Source organism: Chryseobacterium rhizosphaerae, assembly GCF_003385455.1.
GTDB classification, from domain to species: domain Bacteria; phylum Bacteroidota; class Bacteroidia; order Flavobacteriales; family Weeksellaceae; genus Chryseobacterium; species Chryseobacterium rhizosphaerae.
The window spans coordinates 34,101-49,962 of record NZ_QNUF01000022.1 but is presented as its reverse complement, the minus strand read 5'-3'; the positions used below and the strand labels follow the sequence as shown (position 1 = coordinate 49,962).

Below are 15,862 nucleotides of genomic sequence, written 5' to 3'. Positions count from 1 at the left end.
TTATTCCGCTACAATTGTTTTTGTAATCCAGTTTTTTCCGCCATTCCAGAATCTAAAAGTATAGGTTCCTTTCTGCTGCGGGCTAAACTTAATCTGATTTGTTCCTACATAGCTGCTCTGCTGGCAAGGACCACTTGTCATATATTTATAAGTAGTCACCGTTCTTTCAAGATCATCTTCATAAATATAATCATATCCGTAAAAACCATCACAATGAGAAGGATAAGTAGAATACGTTTTTATACTCTGTATGCTAAATACACTCATGGTGTCTTTCATAACCTTTACACTGTCTATTTTGATCTTAGCAATAGATTCAATAGTCTGGTAATCATCATCATTACATGAGACTACTACTAATCCCAATAATAATGTCGAAAATCCAATGTTTAAAAACGTTTTCATAACCTTCAATTTTCTGATTATCAATAAATATTTAGCAAAGTTTACTTCCCAATCATACAAATTTAGGAATTAAAATTACCTTTTGATACATAAACTACTTTTTTTGTATCAAAAAATTCTTCATCAAAATAGTTTTTAAGATTATAGATCTCAGATTTAATCCCGGCAAGCTCCTCTGCAAGGTCACCGCCTTTTAAATATAAAATTCCGTTATGCTTGGCATTCAACTGTTCTTTTTCAAATTTTCCTTTCAGCCATCTTAAAAATTCAGGCATCTGGGTTACCGCTCTGCTGACTACAAAATGGAATTTTTCTTTCAGCTTTTCCGCTCTTCCATGGATAGCCTTTACATTTTTCAAACCAACACCTTCTGCCACCGCATTAACGACACTGATTTTCTTTCCGATGGAATCTATTAAGGTAAACTCTGTCTCCGGAAACATAATGGCTAAAGGAATTCCCGGAAAACCTCCTCCGGTTCCAATATCCAATACTCTTGTTCCCGGTGCAAATTCCATCACTTTAGCAATTCCCAAAGAATGCAGGATATGCTTTTCATACAGCGATTCCATATCTTTTCTGGAAATTACATTGATCTTTTCATTCCACTCATTATAAAGTTCCTCCAATTGAGCAAACTGTTTTAGCTGGGTTTCTGTAAGATCCGGGAAATATTTTAATAGTAACGTTGTAGACATGTGAATTATTATAATCTGCAAAAATAAGATTTTATTATTTTTATTCAAACTTTAGCAGCATCTATATCAAAAAATAAAACGGCAGCACCACATTGTACAACACATCTGCTTCTTTAGGTTTTTCAATTATAAAAAATGGCACTGAAATCCTTCTTATTTTACAGATTCATTTTAAATCTTCAATTACACTCAGGAAAAACATCAGTTCAAAATATTTTACGACACTTCAAAACCTGATAAAAATCTTTAAACTAGGGCTGTTTTTATTTCCCGACAAGACCTTTTTATTATATATTTGTTAAAATTGAAAAAAAACATGGATAAACTTTCAGATAGAGTAAAAAGACTAGGATACTCACAGACTTTTGTAATGTCTAACAAAGCCAGAGAAATGAAGGCAAGCGGAATTGATGTAATTAGCTTAACTCTTGGCGAGCCGGATTTCGATGTTCCGGACAATATAAAACAGGCTGCTTTTGATGCCATTAATGAGAATTACAGTCACTACTCTCCTGTTCCCGGATTTCTGGAATTACGGGAAGCAATTGCTTATAAATTAAAAAGGGATAACCATTTAGAATATAAACCCACTCAGATTTGTGTCTCCAATGGTGCCAAACAGGCTATCATTAATGTTTTGGCAGCTATTATCAATGACGGAGATGAAGTACTGCTTCCTGCCCCTTATTGGGTAAGCTATGATGAGATGGTAAAAATGATGGGCGGAAACTCTGTCATGCTTCCTACTTCTTATGTAACAGACTTTAAAATTACAGCAGAACAGCTGGAAGAGGCCATCACAGAAAAAACGAAAGCTGTACTTTTCAGCTCGCCATGTAATCCTTCCGGAGGATATTATACATATGACGAATTGAAATCGTTAGCAAAAGTGATCGCAAAACACCCTCAAATCACTGTTATCTCAGATGAAATCTATGAATTCATTAATTACGAGACAAAAACTACTTCTATTGCCCAGTTTCCGGAAATATATGAACAAACTGCTGTTATCAACGGAATGTCTAAAGCATTTGCAATGACAGGTTGGAGAATAGGATATTCTGCATGTCCTGAATGGCTGGCAAAAGCTTGTGAAAAAGTTCAGGGTCAAATGACCAGCGGAGCAAATACCGTGGCTCAAAGAGCTTCTATTACTGCATTAAAGGCAGATCCTTCCGAATACAAATACATGATCGATGCTTTCAAGCAGAGAAGAGATCTTATGTTTGATCTCATCAAGGAAATTCCAGGATTCAAAGTATTGCTTCCTAAAGCAGCTTTCTATTTCTTCCCGGATATCTCTCATTATATAGGAAAAACACTAAACGGAACGGAAATTAATAATTCAGATGATTTTGCCATGTTCCTTTTAGAAAATGCCCATGTAGGATGTGTAGGTGGACTTTCTTTCGGAAGCCCTGAATGTATCCGTTTTTCATATGCCGCTTCTGAAGAAGAACTTAGAGAGGCAATGAAACGAATCAAGAATTTACTGGCTCCTTTCAATTAATAACCCAATTCCAATATATCAAATGAATCTGTTCAAAAAACTGACAATTGCCACAAGTATTGCTGCCGCAAGTTTCACAGGCTATGCTTATGGGCAGGATTTCCAATGGAAAGAAGCAAAATCAAACGGCTACTCTTACAGGTATGTTACCAATGACCCTACTTCAGCCAGATATTACACGCTGAAAAACGGCTTAACGGTCATTCTGAGTCCTACCCATAAGGATCCGAGAATTCAGACTTATATTGCCACGAAAGCAGGAAGCAAAACCGATCCTGCAGACCATACCGGACTGGCACACTATCTGGAACATATGCTTTTCAAAGGAACGGATCAGTTTGGCTCTAAGGACTGGGCTAAAGAAAAACCTCTTTTGGATCAGATTGATGCTCTTTACGAGAAATACAATACCACAAAAGACGAAGCTAAAAGAAAAGAAATCTATAAAGAAATAGACAGGGTTTCCGGAGAAGCAGCAAAATATGCCATAGCCAATGAATACGACAAAATGCTGGCTGGTATGGGCGCTGATGGAACTAATGCCTTTACTTCTTTTGAACAGACCGTATACACAGAAGATATCCCGGCGAATGTTATTGATAAATTTCTGGCTGTACAGTCTGAAAGATTCAGACAGCCGGTATTGAGACTTTTCCATACAGAACTTGAAGCAGTTTACGAAGAGAAAAACAGATCACTTGATGATGATGGAGACAAAGTTTTTGATACCATGTTTGCCAACCTTTTCCCTAATAACAATTATGGAAAGCAGACAACAATAGGAACTATTGAACATTTAAAAAACCCATCTCTTCAGGCCATCAGAGATTATTACAATAATTATTATGTTCCCAACAATATGGGAATCATCATGTCGGGAGACTTTAATCCGGATGAAGTCATTGCAAAAATAGACAAAGCCTTCTCCTACATGAAAACCAAAACAGTTCCTGAATATAAAATCGGACAGGAAAAGCCTATTACAGCTCCTGTTGTCAAAGAAGTTGTAGGACCCAATCCTGAAAGCGTAATGCTTGGCTTCAGATTTCCGGGAGCTTCTACCAAAGATGCCAGATTGCTGAACCTTGTAGGAAATATGCTTACCAATGGCCAGGCAGGATTAATTGATCTTAATTTGGTCAAAAAACAAAAATTACTGGGCGCAGATGCTTTTCCTTATGCTTTAAAAGATTATTCTGTTCTATTGATACAGGGAAAGCCCACTGAAGGACAGTCTCTGGACGAAGTCAAAAACTTATTGCTTCAGGAAATAGACAAGTTAAGAAAAGGAGAATTCTCTGATGACTTAATTCAGTCTATAGTAAACAATGAAAAGAAAAACATCATCCAGAAGGATGAAAAATATTCTTCCCGAGCAGGGATCCTGATGGATGAATTCACCTCTGATGTAGATCATAAAGCTTCATTGGAATATGTGGATGAAATCTCCCATCTGACTAAAAAGGATATTATGGATTTCACTTCAAAGTATCTTCAAAACAATAATTATGTAGCTGTTTACAAGAAAAAAGGAGAAGATAAAAGTATTGTAAAAGTTGACAAACCCACTATTACTCCGGTTTCAGTAAACAGAGAAGATCAGTCTCCTTTCCTTAAGAAGATTGATGAGATGCCGGAAAATGCGATCTCTCCGATATGGTTGAATTATGATAAAGATATCGCCAAAAATAAACTGGGAGCTATAGATGTTCTTTCTGTAAAAAACACAGATAACGCCCTGTTCAGAATGTATTATCATTTTGATTCCGGAAAATGGAACAACAAGATACTTCCGTTGGCAGCAGAATATCTTCAGTATTTAGGAACGAAAAATAAATCTTCTGAAGCCATCAGTAAAGAGTTTTATAAGCTTGCTTCAAGTTTTGAGGTAAGTGCCGGAAACGAGGAAACTTCCGTATCTCTGGAAGGTTTAAATGAAAACTTTGACCAAACCATTGCTTTATTTGAAGACCTGATCAAAAACAGTCAGGCAGACCAGGAAGCTTTAGATGCCTATAAAGTAAGACTTAAGAAAGCCAGGGCTAATGCCAAACAGAATAAAGCAACCATCATGAATGGGCTTAGAAGTTATGCACAGTATGGGGCACAAAATCCTTTTAATAACGTTTTAACGGATGCAGAACTTGATGCCTTGAAAGCAGAAGATCTGATCAATGTACTTCATGATTTATTCAATTTTAAGCATAAAGTACTGTATTACGGACCAAAATCAGGAAATGAAGTCGTAGCATCCCTGACTCCCGTTCACAAACTTCCGGCAACACTGAAAGAGTTGCCTAAAAGTAAAACTTTTGTTCAGATACCTACGGATAGAAACAAGGTATTGTTTGCCCATTATGACATGGTTCAGGCCGAGGTTTTCTGGATAAGAAACTCCGATCAGTACAACCCTACCATTACCCCGACTGTAAGTTTATTCAATACTTATTTTGGAGGCGGAATGGGTTCCATTGTATTCCAGACCATCAGAGAATCTAAAGCATTAGCCTACTCTACTTATTCTTATTTTGCACTTCCGGGTAAGAAAACTGATAAAGATATGATTATGGCTTATGTAGGAACTCAGGCTGATAAATTCAATGAGTCTACTACGGCAATGAATGAGTTGCTGACTACACTGCCAAAATCCGAGCAATTGTTTGAAACTGCCAAAAGCGGATTGAAAAAATCTATTGCATCAGAAAGAATTACACAGGATGGTATCATTTTTTCTTATTTAAAATCCCAAAAGCTTGGAAACAACTTTGATATGAGAAAAAATGTCTACGAACAGGCTCCCAAACTGTCTTTCACAGATATCAATACCTTTCATGATAAGGAAATGAAAAACAAAACCTACACCTACTGTCTGGTAGCTTCTCAAGATAAAGTAAATGAAGCTGCTATGCAGAAATTAGGAGAGGTAAAAAAACTTAATTTAACTGAAATATTCGGATATTAAAATATACAAAAAGTCCTGGTTTCAGGGCTTTTTTATTTAGGAATGAATCAAAAACAATTATAGATTTTATTTATCGAAAACAACTTGTTCGATAGATAAAACTTTTATATCTTTGCATTAGAAATTAAATATAAAAACAGAAAATTATGTCTTTAGTAGGAAAAAAATTCCCGAATTTAACAATCGACGCAATGTCAGAAATGGGTGACGATCTTAGAATCAACATCCTTGATGAAGCAGTAAACAACCAACAAAAAGTTCTTTTATTCTGGTACCCGAAAGATTTCACTTTCGTTTGCCCTACAGAACTTCACGCTTTCCAGGAAGCTTTAGGTGAGTTCGAAAAAAGAAACACTAAAGTAATCGGAGCATCTTGTGATACTAACGAAGTACACTTCGCTTGGTTAAACACTCCAAAAGATAACGGAGGTATCGAAGGGGTTACTTACCCACTTTTAGCTGATACTCACAGACAATTAGCAAACACGTTAGGAATTGTAGATCAGGATTTCGAATATAACGAAGAAGGAGAAGAGGTTTTCATAGGTTCTAACGTAACATACAGAGCAACTTACCTTATCGACGAAACTGGAAAAATTTTCCACGAAGCGGTAAACGATATGCCTCTAGGTAGAAACGTAAAAGAATTCTTAAGATTAATCGATGCTTATACTCACGTTCAAAAACACGGTGAAGTATGTCCTGCAAACTGGGAAGAAGGTAAAGATGCAATGAAAGCAGACAGAACTTCTACAGCAGAATACTTAGCTAAGAACTAATATAATGTGTTAATTTGAAAATGAGATAATTTGAAAATTATTTAAGAATTATCTCATTTTCTTTATTATACTTATTAACGCATTTTCAAATAACAAATTTTCAATTTATTATCATGTACACAAAATTAACCGAAGATACATTACAGAATATTGTGAATGACAACGAAAAAGTAGTTGTTCAATATGGCGCAACATGGTGCGGAAACTGCAGAATCATGAAGCCGAAATTCAAAAAATTAGCATCAGAAAATGAAACTATCCCTTTCTTATATGTAGATGCTGAAAAACTTCCTGAAAGCAGAAAATTAGCAAAAGTGGACAACTTACCTACTTTCGCCATCTTTAAAAACGGTGAATTAGTAAATCAGGTTCAATCTAACCAGGCAGAAAGTTTAATTAACCTTTTTAACGAATTATCATAATGAAATTACCCGTAATCAGACAATTTTATCAGAATCAGACTCCTGAAAATCTTGAAAAAACATTGGAAGTTCTGGAAAGTTTCTGTGAATTCAGAGGAACAAGTGAAGAAGATCTTAATGTAGCCGGAGAGCTTATTACAAACATCTGTGGAGCTTTGGAAGTTCACTCTAATGTACAGAATGGAATGAGCGAAAAAGATGCTTTAAACTCTTTTGCACAAAAGGTTTTAGGATCTATCGACAAATAGTTCTTTACTTATTTACCATCAATTGGTTTAATAATTAAAAATTATAAAAACACAATATACCTGGGGCTTCCCCATTACTATATTTTTTCCCTATTCTTTAATAACTGCTTTACTTTCAACTGGAACAATACTTCAAAAACCTATCTGGTCAATATGAAGCCAGAAGTTATATCCGTATCTGTTAAAGAATATCCAATTAAAATCCCGATGAAATGTCATCAGGATTTTTTGGGTTCGCTGCTTTAAATATTCATATATCTCATCTGTAGCCCAACCATTTTCTTTGACTTACATTTAAGCAAACACTAATAGCACAAATATTTTTGCACGAATACCACAAGTACAAACTGCATTAATAGTGTCATCTGTGAAATATCAGTGTGATTTGTGGTTAAAAAAACGACTAAATACATCTATCCTATATCACATAAGCTTCATCAGATTAATTTCAATTAATCAATCCTTTGCAACCTTATTGATCAAGCTTCTAATTTTTTCTTTGCGTTAAAAAAATATTACTTTACTATTTAAGGACAAGAGGAATCGTAAAAGTAAAAACAGCTATATAAACATCTGCCAAATCAGCACAATCTGCGAGAGAAAAATTTTAAACAAGTTTAGGCTAAAGCCAATAGATATAATATAAAAAACAAGCGGGCTAAAGCCCACTTCTATTGAATTTCAAATCTCACTTTTGCTTACATTTAAGTAAACACTAATAGCACAAATATTTTTACACGAATACCACAAATACAAACTGCATTAATAGTGTCATCTGTGAAAATATCAGTGTTATTTGTGGTTAAAAAAATGACTAAATACATCTATCCTATATCACATAAGCTTCATCAGATTAATTTCAATTAATCAATCCTTTGCAACCTTATTGATCAAGCTTCTAATTTTTTTCTTTGCGTTAAAAAATATTACTTTACTATTTAAGGACAAGAGGAATTATAAAACGGTTACATAAACATCTGCCAAATCAGCTCAATCTGCGAGAGAAAATTTTAAACAAGTTTAGGCTAAAGCCAATGGATACAATCTAAAAAACAAGCAGGCTAAAGCTCACTCCTATTGAATTTCAAATTTTATCTATGAAACCATTAATTTTGACAGAAATAAAAAATCCAGATGAAAATATCACCAGGATTATATGTATAAACGACAAGCACAGGGCATATCATTATTGAATTAGTTTCTCTTACTCATTAAGATGCTTAAGATATACCAAAACAGAAGCATGATAGATGCAAAAAGCTGTAAAGCAGCTCCTACATACTGATCGGTTCCGTATGAATCTTTTAATTTACTGGTTTGGTATAAAATTGTTGCTGAAGCCAAAATAGTCATTCCCACTGAAAACCATAAGCCTAAGTTGAAACCGAATAACATTCCGCCAACAATCAATCCAATTGAAATAAATCCTCCGATAACGATAATATTTCTTAAGAAAGAAAAATCTCTCTTAGAAGTAAATGCCACAGCAGAAATACCGGCAAACATAGCAATAGTTAGAGTAGCTGCCTGAAAGATCACGTTGGCTCCTCCTGCCATATTCGTAGCAATATAAAGCATTGGCATAAAGATTACCGCCTCCAGCAGGACATAAAATCCTAAACCAAGATATTGGGTAGACTTACTTTGTGAAAGTGACCATTTAGAAGCTAAAATAGAAGCCAGCCAGAAAACACCGATGATCAATAACCAGGTATATCTTTGTCCGAACATCATGGCAATAATTTCTACCGGTACTGTCTTCAACAGAATGGTTTCCACTCCAATAAATGCAAGAATTGATAAAGCAACATGCAAATAGGTTTTTTTGTAAAAATCAGCTCTATCCACTTCCGAAGAATGAGCGACTAAAACATTTGTCTTCATAGTTAACATTTTTTAATTAATCGAAAATAAATTTATTTATCTTTTTTTCCGGGCATAATTCCCAGAATTTTTCCATCCTCTTCAAATACGGCACTCACCACTTCTTTTGAAGAAGAATCTCCTGCATATTTGTATTTAATATTAGGATGATTAGCACCGTCCATTGTTACGTAATACCCTACTTTTGAGACTTCAAGTTTTTTGTTAGGATCTATACCTTCTTTTACTTTTTTAAGAATATCATCCGTCACAATTTCTTTTACTTTATCAGAAAGCAGACCGTCAATAGTCTTATGGTCAGAGGCTTGTAAAGCCCCCATAAACTTCATAAAATTATCATTATAGAGACTTACTTTCTCCTTACTTATAGTAGCCGGCTGTTCTTTCTTTTGATTGTTCTCAACCTCCAGTCCTACAACTTTTTGGGCGAATATCAGTTGTCCTCCAATGATGGCAAGTCCTAAAAATAATTTTTTCATATGATCCATTTTATTATTTTGGTGCAATAAGTGATGGAAGATACGAAAATCAGACCATTTCCAAAAATTTCATCGTATCTACGTTATCGGCATAGGTATCAAGACCAGGATTCTGAGCATCTCCGAAGTGAATAGAGTCTAATCCCAATTCGTCTTTAGCGACTATACACTGAATATTTTCTTCATTTTCAGCTATAAAATCCTTGACATCATCCAGTGAAGTATATCTGCTGAAATTGATCACGGAAAGCGGGCTAAACAGTTTATCATCCTCTTTCAACATGACAAAATTATTGTCCCAGAATTTATCCTGATTAAGCAGGTATACTGCTCTGTTATAATCATAATTGTTGGCGTATTTATGATGATTGATAATATCCTGGAAGCCTATGAAACTTTCAAATAATCTGTCGATTACATAGTCCTGTGGAATAAAAATTCGGGTTACATTCCTGCATCCCAGGCCAAAATACTGAAAAATATCGTTGGCTAAAAGCTGTAATTCTTCTTCTGTTTCATCACCTTTCAAAACAGCAACTGATGTTCTGTTTTTACGGATAATACTTAAATGATTTTTAAAATAATATTCCAGATATCTCGCAGTATTATTACTTCCGGTAGCAATTACCGCATCAAAATTCTCTAATCTTTCTACGAATTCAAACTGAACCTGATCTCCGGAAAACTCTTTCCATTTTTTGAGCAGGAACGGAATCATATATTTATCTTTTGAAGACAGCTTAATGACCGGAATATGATTGCTCAAAACCACAGAAACCACATCATGAAATCCTACTAAAGGAATATTTCCGGCTAAAATTAACCCTACTCTCTTTGAAATTTTCGAGATAGAATAGTTTTTCAGCCAACCGTTAATACTTTCTGCTGTCAGTAAATCTGCCCACTGTTGTAAAGCAAATTTCTGATTCTCAAGGGTAAACCATTGATTCTCTATTTTTGTTTTTTGTAATAATAATTCAATATCTACATCATCCTGATTGTAGTCTTCCGTTTTTTTCGATAAAAACGCCTTTATATAATCACTTAATTCAATAAGTCCTAAAACTTGATTTTCGGTATTCATAATTACTGTAAAATTGGGGAATATTTTGTAATTTTGTGCAAATTTAAAAAAAATTAGCGATGGCTATTAAAATAACTGATGAATGCATTAACTGTGGGGCTTGTGAACCTGAATGCCCGAACAATGCAATATATGAAGGAGCTGTAGACTGGAAAGCTTCTGATGGTACTGCCCTGAATGGGACAATTACATTGCCATCAGGACTTACTGTAGATGCTGACGCGGCACAGGAACCTGTAAGTGATGATGTATATTTCATTGTAACAGATAAATGTACGGAGTGTAAAGGCTTCCATGAAGAACCACAGTGTGCGGCTGTATGCCCGGTAGACTGTTGTGTTCCTGATGAGGATCATGTAGAATCTGAGGAAGCACTTCTTAATAAAAAAGCATTTTTACACGGCGAATAAAAAATTCCGTCTCATCATCTGTGAGGCGGTTTTTTTAACGATAAATTCAAAATCTAGTAAAAAAGAAAAAAATAAATCGCAGGGAAGCCAGCTCCCTGTTACAACCAAAAAGTAAAAAAATATGAACAAAAAGCACAACTTCAGCGCAGGACCATGCATTTTACCTCAGGAAGTATTTGAAAAATCAGCCCAGGCTATTTTAGATTTTAATGGTATTGGATTATCACTTCTTGAAATATCACACAGAAGCAAGGATTTCGTAGCCGTAATGGACGAAGCACGTGCTATTGTAAAAAGGTTGATGAATCTTGGTGATGACTATGAAGTACTTTATTTGGGTAGTGGTGCCAGCATGCAGTTTGCAATGGTTCCTTATAACCTTATGAAAGTAGGTGGCAAAGCAGCTTATCTGGATACAGGTACGTGGGCTGCAGGAGCGATCAAAGAAGCAAAAAAATTAGGAACTGTAGATGTTGTAGGTTCTTCAAAAGAGGAAAATTATTCTTTCATTCCTAAAAATTATACGGTAGGTTCAGATTATGATTATTTTCACTGTACCTCCAACAATACAATCTATGGAACTCAAATGAAATCTTTCCCTGAGGTAGATACGCTGATGGTTTGTGATATGAGTTCTGATATTTTCTCAAGACAGCTTGATTTCTCAAAATTTGACTTAATCTATGCCGGAGCTCAGAAAAATATGGGACCTGCAGGAGTTACTTTAGTAGTTATAAAAAAAGAAATTCTAGGTAAAACAGGAAGAGAGAATATGTTGTCTATGCTGGATTATTCTCAGCATATCAGCAAAGAATCTATGTACAATACTCCACCTGTATTCCCTATCTATGCATCTTTACTGACTCTTCAACATCTTGAAAATAACGGGGGAATTGCTGCTGCAGAACAAAGAAATGAAGCAAAAGCAAAACTTTTATACGATGAAATTGATAGCAATCCTTTGTTTAAAACATTCTGTGTAGAAGAAGACCGTTCATTAATGAATGTTTCTTTCAACATTACGGATGAAAGCAAAAAAGAAGAATTTGATAACGCATGGAAAGCTGCCGGTATCAGTGGACTTAACGGACACAGAAGCTTAGGCGGATACAGAGCAAGCTTGTACAATGCTTTGACTATTGAAAGCGTACAGGTTTTAGTGGACGTCATGAAATCTATCAAATAATTTAAACCTTAAAAATTCAAAGATTGAAAGATTGAGAAGCAGTTAATTTAAATTTATTAATTTGCACCTCAGTTTTAAAATTTTGAAATATTTAAATTTTTCAATCTTTAAATCAAATAACACATGAAAGTTTTAGCAAACGATGGAATTTCAAAATCAGGAGAACAGGCTTTAAAAGAAGCCGGAATTGAGATTCTGGACAATAGAGTCGCCCAAGATCACGTTATTAAATTTATCAATGATAATAATGTAGATGTTCTTTTGGTAAGAAGTGCAACAAAAGTAAAACAAGAACTGATTGATGCATGCCCCGGTCTTCAGATTATAGGAAGAGGTGGGATTGGGATGGATAATATTGATGTGGACTATGCTAAAAGCAAAGGAATTAAGATTATCAATACGCCTACAGCATCTTCAAAGTCTGTAGCGGAACTGGTTTTCGGACACTTTTTTTCATTGGCAAGATTTCTTCATGAATCAAACAGGCTGATGCCTTTAGAAGGAGATACTCACTTTAATGCCATGAAAAAGTCATTCAGTAATGCTTATGAACTTTCAGGAAAGACATTAGGAGTGATTGGCTTTGGAAGTATTGGCCAGGAAGTGGTAAAAATAGGAATTGCCTTAGGCATGAAGGTTCGGGTTCTTACAAAAAGTCCGAGAACGGAAGTTCTTACCCTGAATTTTTTTGATGGCCAGGCTGTTCATTTTGAAATCACTTCTACCAATGATATGGATGCATTTCTTAAAGATGCAGACTTTATCAGTATCAATACTCCAAAAACAAATGAGTATATTATAGATACCCCTCAGTTTGAAAAAATGAAAGACGGTGTTTATATTGTAAATACAGCAAGAGGCGGAGTTATCAATGAAGTGACATTAATAGACTTCATTGAGTCAGGCAAAGTAGCAGGAGCGGCACTGGATGTTTTTGAAAATGAGCCTAGCCCGGAACTGCCTTTATTAATGAACCCTTCATTATCCCTGTCTCCTCATGTAGGAGGTAATACAGTGGATGCGCAAGAGAAAATCGGAGTCGAACTTGCGGAACAAATTATTAAGTTACAAAAAGAAACTATAAGATAAATATGCCTGTTTTTAAACCTTTCCGTGGAATAAGACCTCATAAAGACTTGGAGAGTACTTTCCCTACACACCCACTGGATAATTTCACCCAGGAAGAGATAGCAGAGAAGGCTCAAGTTGAAAATACTTACATTAATATGATTAAACCCTATGTTGTAAGTAAATCCAAAGATATTGACCGGAATCTAAGGAAGATCCGTTCTACATTTGAAGAACTTCTGGACGAAAAAAAATTGGTCCAGGACAGTTCAGCCTACTATCTTTATGAGCAAATCTACCCCAATAAACAGGTTTTCAGAGGACTTTTGGGACTGGCCAGCATTGAAGATTTCTGGAATGGAAAAATCAAAAGACATGAAAGTACCATTCCTCAGAAAAAAGAAAAACTGGCACACTATCTTGAGAAAGTAAGCCTGCAGGCCGAGCCTGTCCTGCTTACCTACCCTGCCAACTCTAAAATTGAGCTGTTGATGAATCATGAGGAAAAAAATGTTCCTATTTTTAATCATACAGATAACCTGGGGATAAGACATAAAATCTGGAGAATAGATAACCGTTTGAAACTTCAGCAGTTCAAAGAAGTAATCGATCAGATTGATTCATTTTATATTGCCGACGGACACCATAGAATTGGTTCTACAGCCATCAATGCAAAACGTCACAAAGAGAAAAATAAAAGACACAACGGAACCGAGCTTTACAATTTTGTATACAGCTTCATCGTTTCAAATCAATCTATTAAAATTCATGATTACAACAGGATTTTACATGATATGAACGGTCTTTCCAATGAACAGTTTTTAAAGGAACTTGAGACTTATTTCCTTATTCATGAAAAAGGAGAAGCATCTTATTTCCCTTCTCAGAAATTCCATATTTCAATGTATCTGGGTGGGAAATTTTATTCACTTCATGTAAAACACGATCTGCGTTCCAAAGAAATGTCTCTGGACAACCTTGATCACCATCTTTTGGATAAGTATATTTTCAAAGATATCCTGAAAATTGAAGATCCTGATAGCTCAGATAAAATATCTTATGTAAAAGGAACTTCTAATCTGAACGGAATCAACATCCTAAAAGAAAAGGTGGACAGTGGTGAGGGCATAGTAGGCTTCGGAATTTATCCTGTAAGTTTTAATGATATGATTAAAATTTCAGACTTAAAATTAAGTATGCCTCCGAAATGTACATTCATTGAACCCAAATTGGTTACAGCTTTATTAATGTACGACATGAAACCTTAATAAATTCCTATTTTTTCCCTACTTTTAACATCGGAAAAGAAAGGTAAATAAAAAATGAAAAAAATATTCATCATACTTCCACTCTTTTTGAGTGGATTTTTATTTTCTCAGAAAAAGCCGCAAAAACATCCGGCAAAAAAAGGCACAGTAGCCAAATTCAATTATCATGATGAATTTAAAAAGATATCAGACGAAATCTTAACCAACGGTGAAGCTTATTCTAATCTTGGAGAGCTTACAAAAGGCATCGGACCGCGCTTCAGTGCCACTCCGGGATATGCAAAAGCATCCGAATGGGCTGAAAAAAAGCTGAAAGACGCCGGTATACAAAATATATGGAAACAGGATGTAAAAGTTCCTGTCTGGATCAGAGGTAAAGAGTCTCTGCAAATAAAATCAGGAAACGGAGAATGGAAAAATATCAGAATGCTCTCCTTTGGAAATTCTGAAGGAACAGGGGGAAAAGATCTTACAGCAGAACTTTTACTGGTGAATGACATGACAGAACTGAACGCTTTAACTTCTGCTCAATTAAAAGATAAGATCATTTTTGTCAATTCTCCTTTAGACCAGAAAGTAGTTAATACCGTTGACGCTTATCTTATCACTGCCAAATCTAAATTGCTCTCAGCCTCTGTTATTGGCAAAAGAGGGGCTAAAGGTTTAATTATACGCTCACTCACTACAGCTTCAGATGATACACCTCATGCTAAAATGATTTATTATGAACCGGACGACAGGGTGAGAATCCCTGCAATAACCATTGGTGTAAAATCAGCTGATGAACTTGAAAAATTACTAAAAAAGCAAAAAGTAACCGCCAAGCTGAACCTATCTGCCGAAACAAAAGGAGAAGCTGTTAACCAAAATATCATTGGTGAAATTCCTGGAAATAAAGATGGGAAAGTGATTGTTTTGGGAGCGCAGCTTGATTCATGGGACTTTGCAGAAGGAGCCCATGATGACGGATCCGGAGTTGTACAGTGCATTGAGGTTTTAAGAACGCTTAAAGCGCTTGGTTTCACCAATAATCATACGATAAGAGTCGTCTTGTACGCCAATAGTGAAAACGGCGGCCAGGGTCGGGATATGTATGCTTCGTATGTAAAAAAGAAAGATGAGAAACATATTTTCGCTTTAGGAACAGATTCCGGAGGCTATTCTCCAAGAGGATTCTCATTAGATATGCCTCCCCAAAGAAGAAGACAGATCTTTGAATGGAAAAATTATTTCCTTCCCTACGGAATTTATGATTTTGATCAAACGTATGCAATACAGGATATTGCCCCTTTAAAAAAACTGGATATTCCTCTGGCAGAGCTGGTAGTGGACACACAGCGCTATTTTGATTACCATCATTCTGTAGAAGATACTTTCGACAAAGTAAATAAAAGAGAGCTTCTTCTGGGAGCTGTTGCTATGACTCAACTTATTTTCATGATTGATAAAAACTGGTAAC

The 15,862-nt window shown here is 35.4% G+C and carries 15 protein-coding genes; 10 read left to right on the top strand and 5 right to left on the bottom strand.

Annotated elements, in window-relative coordinates; translation table 11 throughout:
* Together DRF57_RS16960 and rsmG are read right to left on the bottom strand one after the other, a co-directional pair.
* Positions 1–405, bottom strand: a complete 405-nt coding sequence (locus DRF57_RS16960; RefSeq protein WP_047495495.1) for a hypothetical protein — start codon at positions 403–405, stop codon at positions 1–3.
* Positions 406–467: 62 nt separating this feature from the next.
* Positions 468–1,103, bottom strand: a complete 636-nt coding sequence (gene rsmG, locus DRF57_RS16955) for a 16S rRNA (guanine(527)-N(7))-methyltransferase RsmG (protein ID WP_047495497.1) — start codon at positions 1,101–1,103, stop codon at positions 468–470.
* 316 nt (positions 1,104–1,419) lie between these two features.
* Here rsmG and DRF57_RS16950 point away from each other — a divergent pair, with 316 nt between their 5' ends.
* From DRF57_RS16950 to DRF57_RS16930, 5 genes are all read left to right on the top strand, one after another.
* Positions 1,420–2,613 carry a pyridoxal phosphate-dependent aminotransferase gene (locus DRF57_RS16950; protein ID WP_047495500.1) on the top strand — a complete coding sequence of 398 codons (1,194 nt, stop codon included), beginning with the start codon at positions 1,420–1,422 and terminating at the stop codon, positions 2,611–2,613.
* Between the two features lie 22 nt (positions 2,614–2,635).
* Complete coding sequence (locus DRF57_RS16945; protein ID WP_115919772.1) at positions 2,636–5,575, top strand: M16 family metallopeptidase; 2,940 nt, start codon at positions 2,636–2,638, stop codon at positions 5,573–5,575.
* 146 nt (positions 5,576–5,721) lie between these two features.
* On the top strand, positions 5,722–6,354 hold the full coding sequence (locus DRF57_RS16940; protein WP_115919770.1) for a peroxiredoxin: 633 nt from the start codon (positions 5,722–5,724) through the stop codon (positions 6,352–6,354).
* A gap of 113 nt (positions 6,355–6,467) precedes the next feature.
* Positions 6,468–6,776 (top strand): thioredoxin family protein, encoded by a 309-nt coding sequence (locus tag DRF57_RS16935; protein WP_115919768.1) that lies wholly within the window; start codon positions 6,468–6,470, stop codon positions 6,774–6,776.
* Positions 6,776–7,024, top strand: a complete 249-nt coding sequence (locus DRF57_RS16930; protein WP_047495508.1) for a DUF6952 family protein — start codon at positions 6,776–6,778, stop codon at positions 7,022–7,024. Before DRF57_RS16935 ends, DRF57_RS16930 begins: the two co-directional genes overlap by 1 nt.
* Positions 7,025–8,218: 1,194 nt before the next feature.
* On the opposite strand, the gene DRF57_RS16925 is transcribed toward DRF57_RS16930, so the two are convergent.
* Genes DRF57_RS16925 through DRF57_RS16915 form a run of 3 tightly spaced genes read right to left on the bottom strand, consistent with a single transcriptional unit; the run spans position 8,219 to position 10,471 of the window.
* Entirely contained in the window at positions 8,219–8,908 is a 690-nt protein-coding gene (locus tag DRF57_RS16925; protein WP_052188787.1) for a Bax inhibitor-1/YccA family protein, read from the bottom strand.
* Between the two features lie 32 nt (positions 8,909–8,940).
* Complete coding sequence (locus tag DRF57_RS16920; protein WP_228450428.1) at positions 8,941–9,387, bottom strand: peptidylprolyl isomerase; 447 nt, start codon at positions 9,385–9,387, stop codon at positions 8,941–8,943.
* A gap of 49 nt (positions 9,388–9,436) precedes the next feature.
* Positions 9,437–10,471 carry an acyl-CoA reductase gene (locus DRF57_RS16915; protein WP_115919764.1) on the bottom strand — a complete coding sequence of 345 codons (1,035 nt, stop codon included), beginning with the start codon at positions 10,469–10,471 and terminating at the stop codon, positions 9,437–9,439.
* Between the two features lie 59 nt (positions 10,472–10,530).
* Here DRF57_RS16915 and DRF57_RS16910 point away from each other — a divergent pair, with 59 nt between their 5' ends.
* The 5 genes from DRF57_RS16910 to DRF57_RS16890 all read left to right on the top strand — a co-directional run bounded on the left by DRF57_RS16910 (position 10,531) and on the right by DRF57_RS16890 (position 15,861).
* Complete coding sequence (locus DRF57_RS16910) at positions 10,531–10,881, top strand: 4Fe-4S binding protein (RefSeq protein WP_047495523.1); 351 nt, start codon at positions 10,531–10,533, stop codon at positions 10,879–10,881.
* A gap of 121 nt (positions 10,882–11,002) precedes the next feature.
* On the top strand, positions 11,003–12,067 hold the full coding sequence (gene serC, locus DRF57_RS16905; RefSeq protein WP_115919762.1) for a 3-phosphoserine/phosphohydroxythreonine transaminase: 1,065 nt from the start codon (positions 11,003–11,005) through the stop codon (positions 12,065–12,067).
* 123 nt (positions 12,068–12,190) lie between these two features.
* Positions 12,191–13,156, top strand: a complete 966-nt coding sequence (locus DRF57_RS16900) for a D-2-hydroxyacid dehydrogenase (protein WP_084084044.1) — start codon at positions 12,191–12,193, stop codon at positions 13,154–13,156.
* Between the two features lie 2 nt (positions 13,157–13,158).
* Entirely contained in the window at positions 13,159–14,403 is a 1,245-nt protein-coding gene (locus DRF57_RS16895; RefSeq protein WP_047495531.1) for a DUF1015 domain-containing protein, read from the top strand.
* Positions 14,404–14,457: 54 nt separating this feature from the next.
* The gene (locus DRF57_RS16890) at positions 14,458–15,861 is read left to right on the top strand and encodes a M28 family peptidase (protein ID WP_047495533.1); all 1,404 of its coding nucleotides are present in this window, start codon (positions 14,458–14,460) and stop codon (positions 15,859–15,861) included.
* Position 15,862: the final 1 nt, after the last annotated feature.

Bases quoted from the DNA above. Each gene is read 5' to 3' on its own strand.
- DRF57_RS16960 (WP_047495495.1), bottom strand. From the start codon at position 405: ATGAAAACGTTTTTAAACATTGGATTTTCGACATTATTATTGGGATTA.
- rsmG (WP_047495497.1), bottom strand. From the start codon at position 1,103: ATGTCTACAACGTTACTATTAAAATATTTCCCGGATCTTACAGAAACC.
- DRF57_RS16950 (WP_047495500.1), top strand. From the start codon at position 1,420: ATGGATAAACTTTCAGATAGAGTAAAAAGACTAGGATACTCACAGACT.
- DRF57_RS16945 (WP_115919772.1), top strand. From the start codon at position 2,636: ATGAATCTGTTCAAAAAACTGACAATTGCCACAAGTATTGCTGCCGCA.
- DRF57_RS16940 (WP_115919770.1), top strand. From the start codon at position 5,722: ATGTCTTTAGTAGGAAAAAAATTCCCGAATTTAACAATCGACGCAATG.
- DRF57_RS16935 (WP_115919768.1), top strand. From the start codon at position 6,468: ATGTACACAAAATTAACCGAAGATACATTACAGAATATTGTGAATGAC.
- DRF57_RS16930 (WP_047495508.1), top strand. From the start codon at position 6,776: ATGAAATTACCCGTAATCAGACAATTTTATCAGAATCAGACTCCTGAA.
- DRF57_RS16925 (WP_052188787.1), bottom strand. From the start codon at position 8,908: ATGAAGACAAATGTTTTAGTCGCTCATTCTTCGGAAGTGGATAGAGCT.
- DRF57_RS16920 (WP_228450428.1), bottom strand. From the start codon at position 9,387: ATGAAAAAATTATTTTTAGGACTTGCCATCATTGGAGGACAACTGATA.
- DRF57_RS16915 (WP_115919764.1), bottom strand. From the start codon at position 10,471: ATGAATACCGAAAATCAAGTTTTAGGACTTATTGAATTAAGTGATTAT.
- DRF57_RS16910 (WP_047495523.1), top strand. From the start codon at position 10,531: ATGGCTATTAAAATAACTGATGAATGCATTAACTGTGGGGCTTGTGAA.
- serC (WP_115919762.1), top strand. From the start codon at position 11,003: ATGAACAAAAAGCACAACTTCAGCGCAGGACCATGCATTTTACCTCAG.
- DRF57_RS16900 (WP_084084044.1), top strand. From the start codon at position 12,191: ATGAAAGTTTTAGCAAACGATGGAATTTCAAAATCAGGAGAACAGGCT.
- DRF57_RS16895 (WP_047495531.1), top strand. From the start codon at position 13,159: ATGCCTGTTTTTAAACCTTTCCGTGGAATAAGACCTCATAAAGACTTG.
- DRF57_RS16890 (WP_047495533.1), top strand. From the start codon at position 14,458: ATGAAAAAAATATTCATCATACTTCCACTCTTTTTGAGTGGATTTTTA.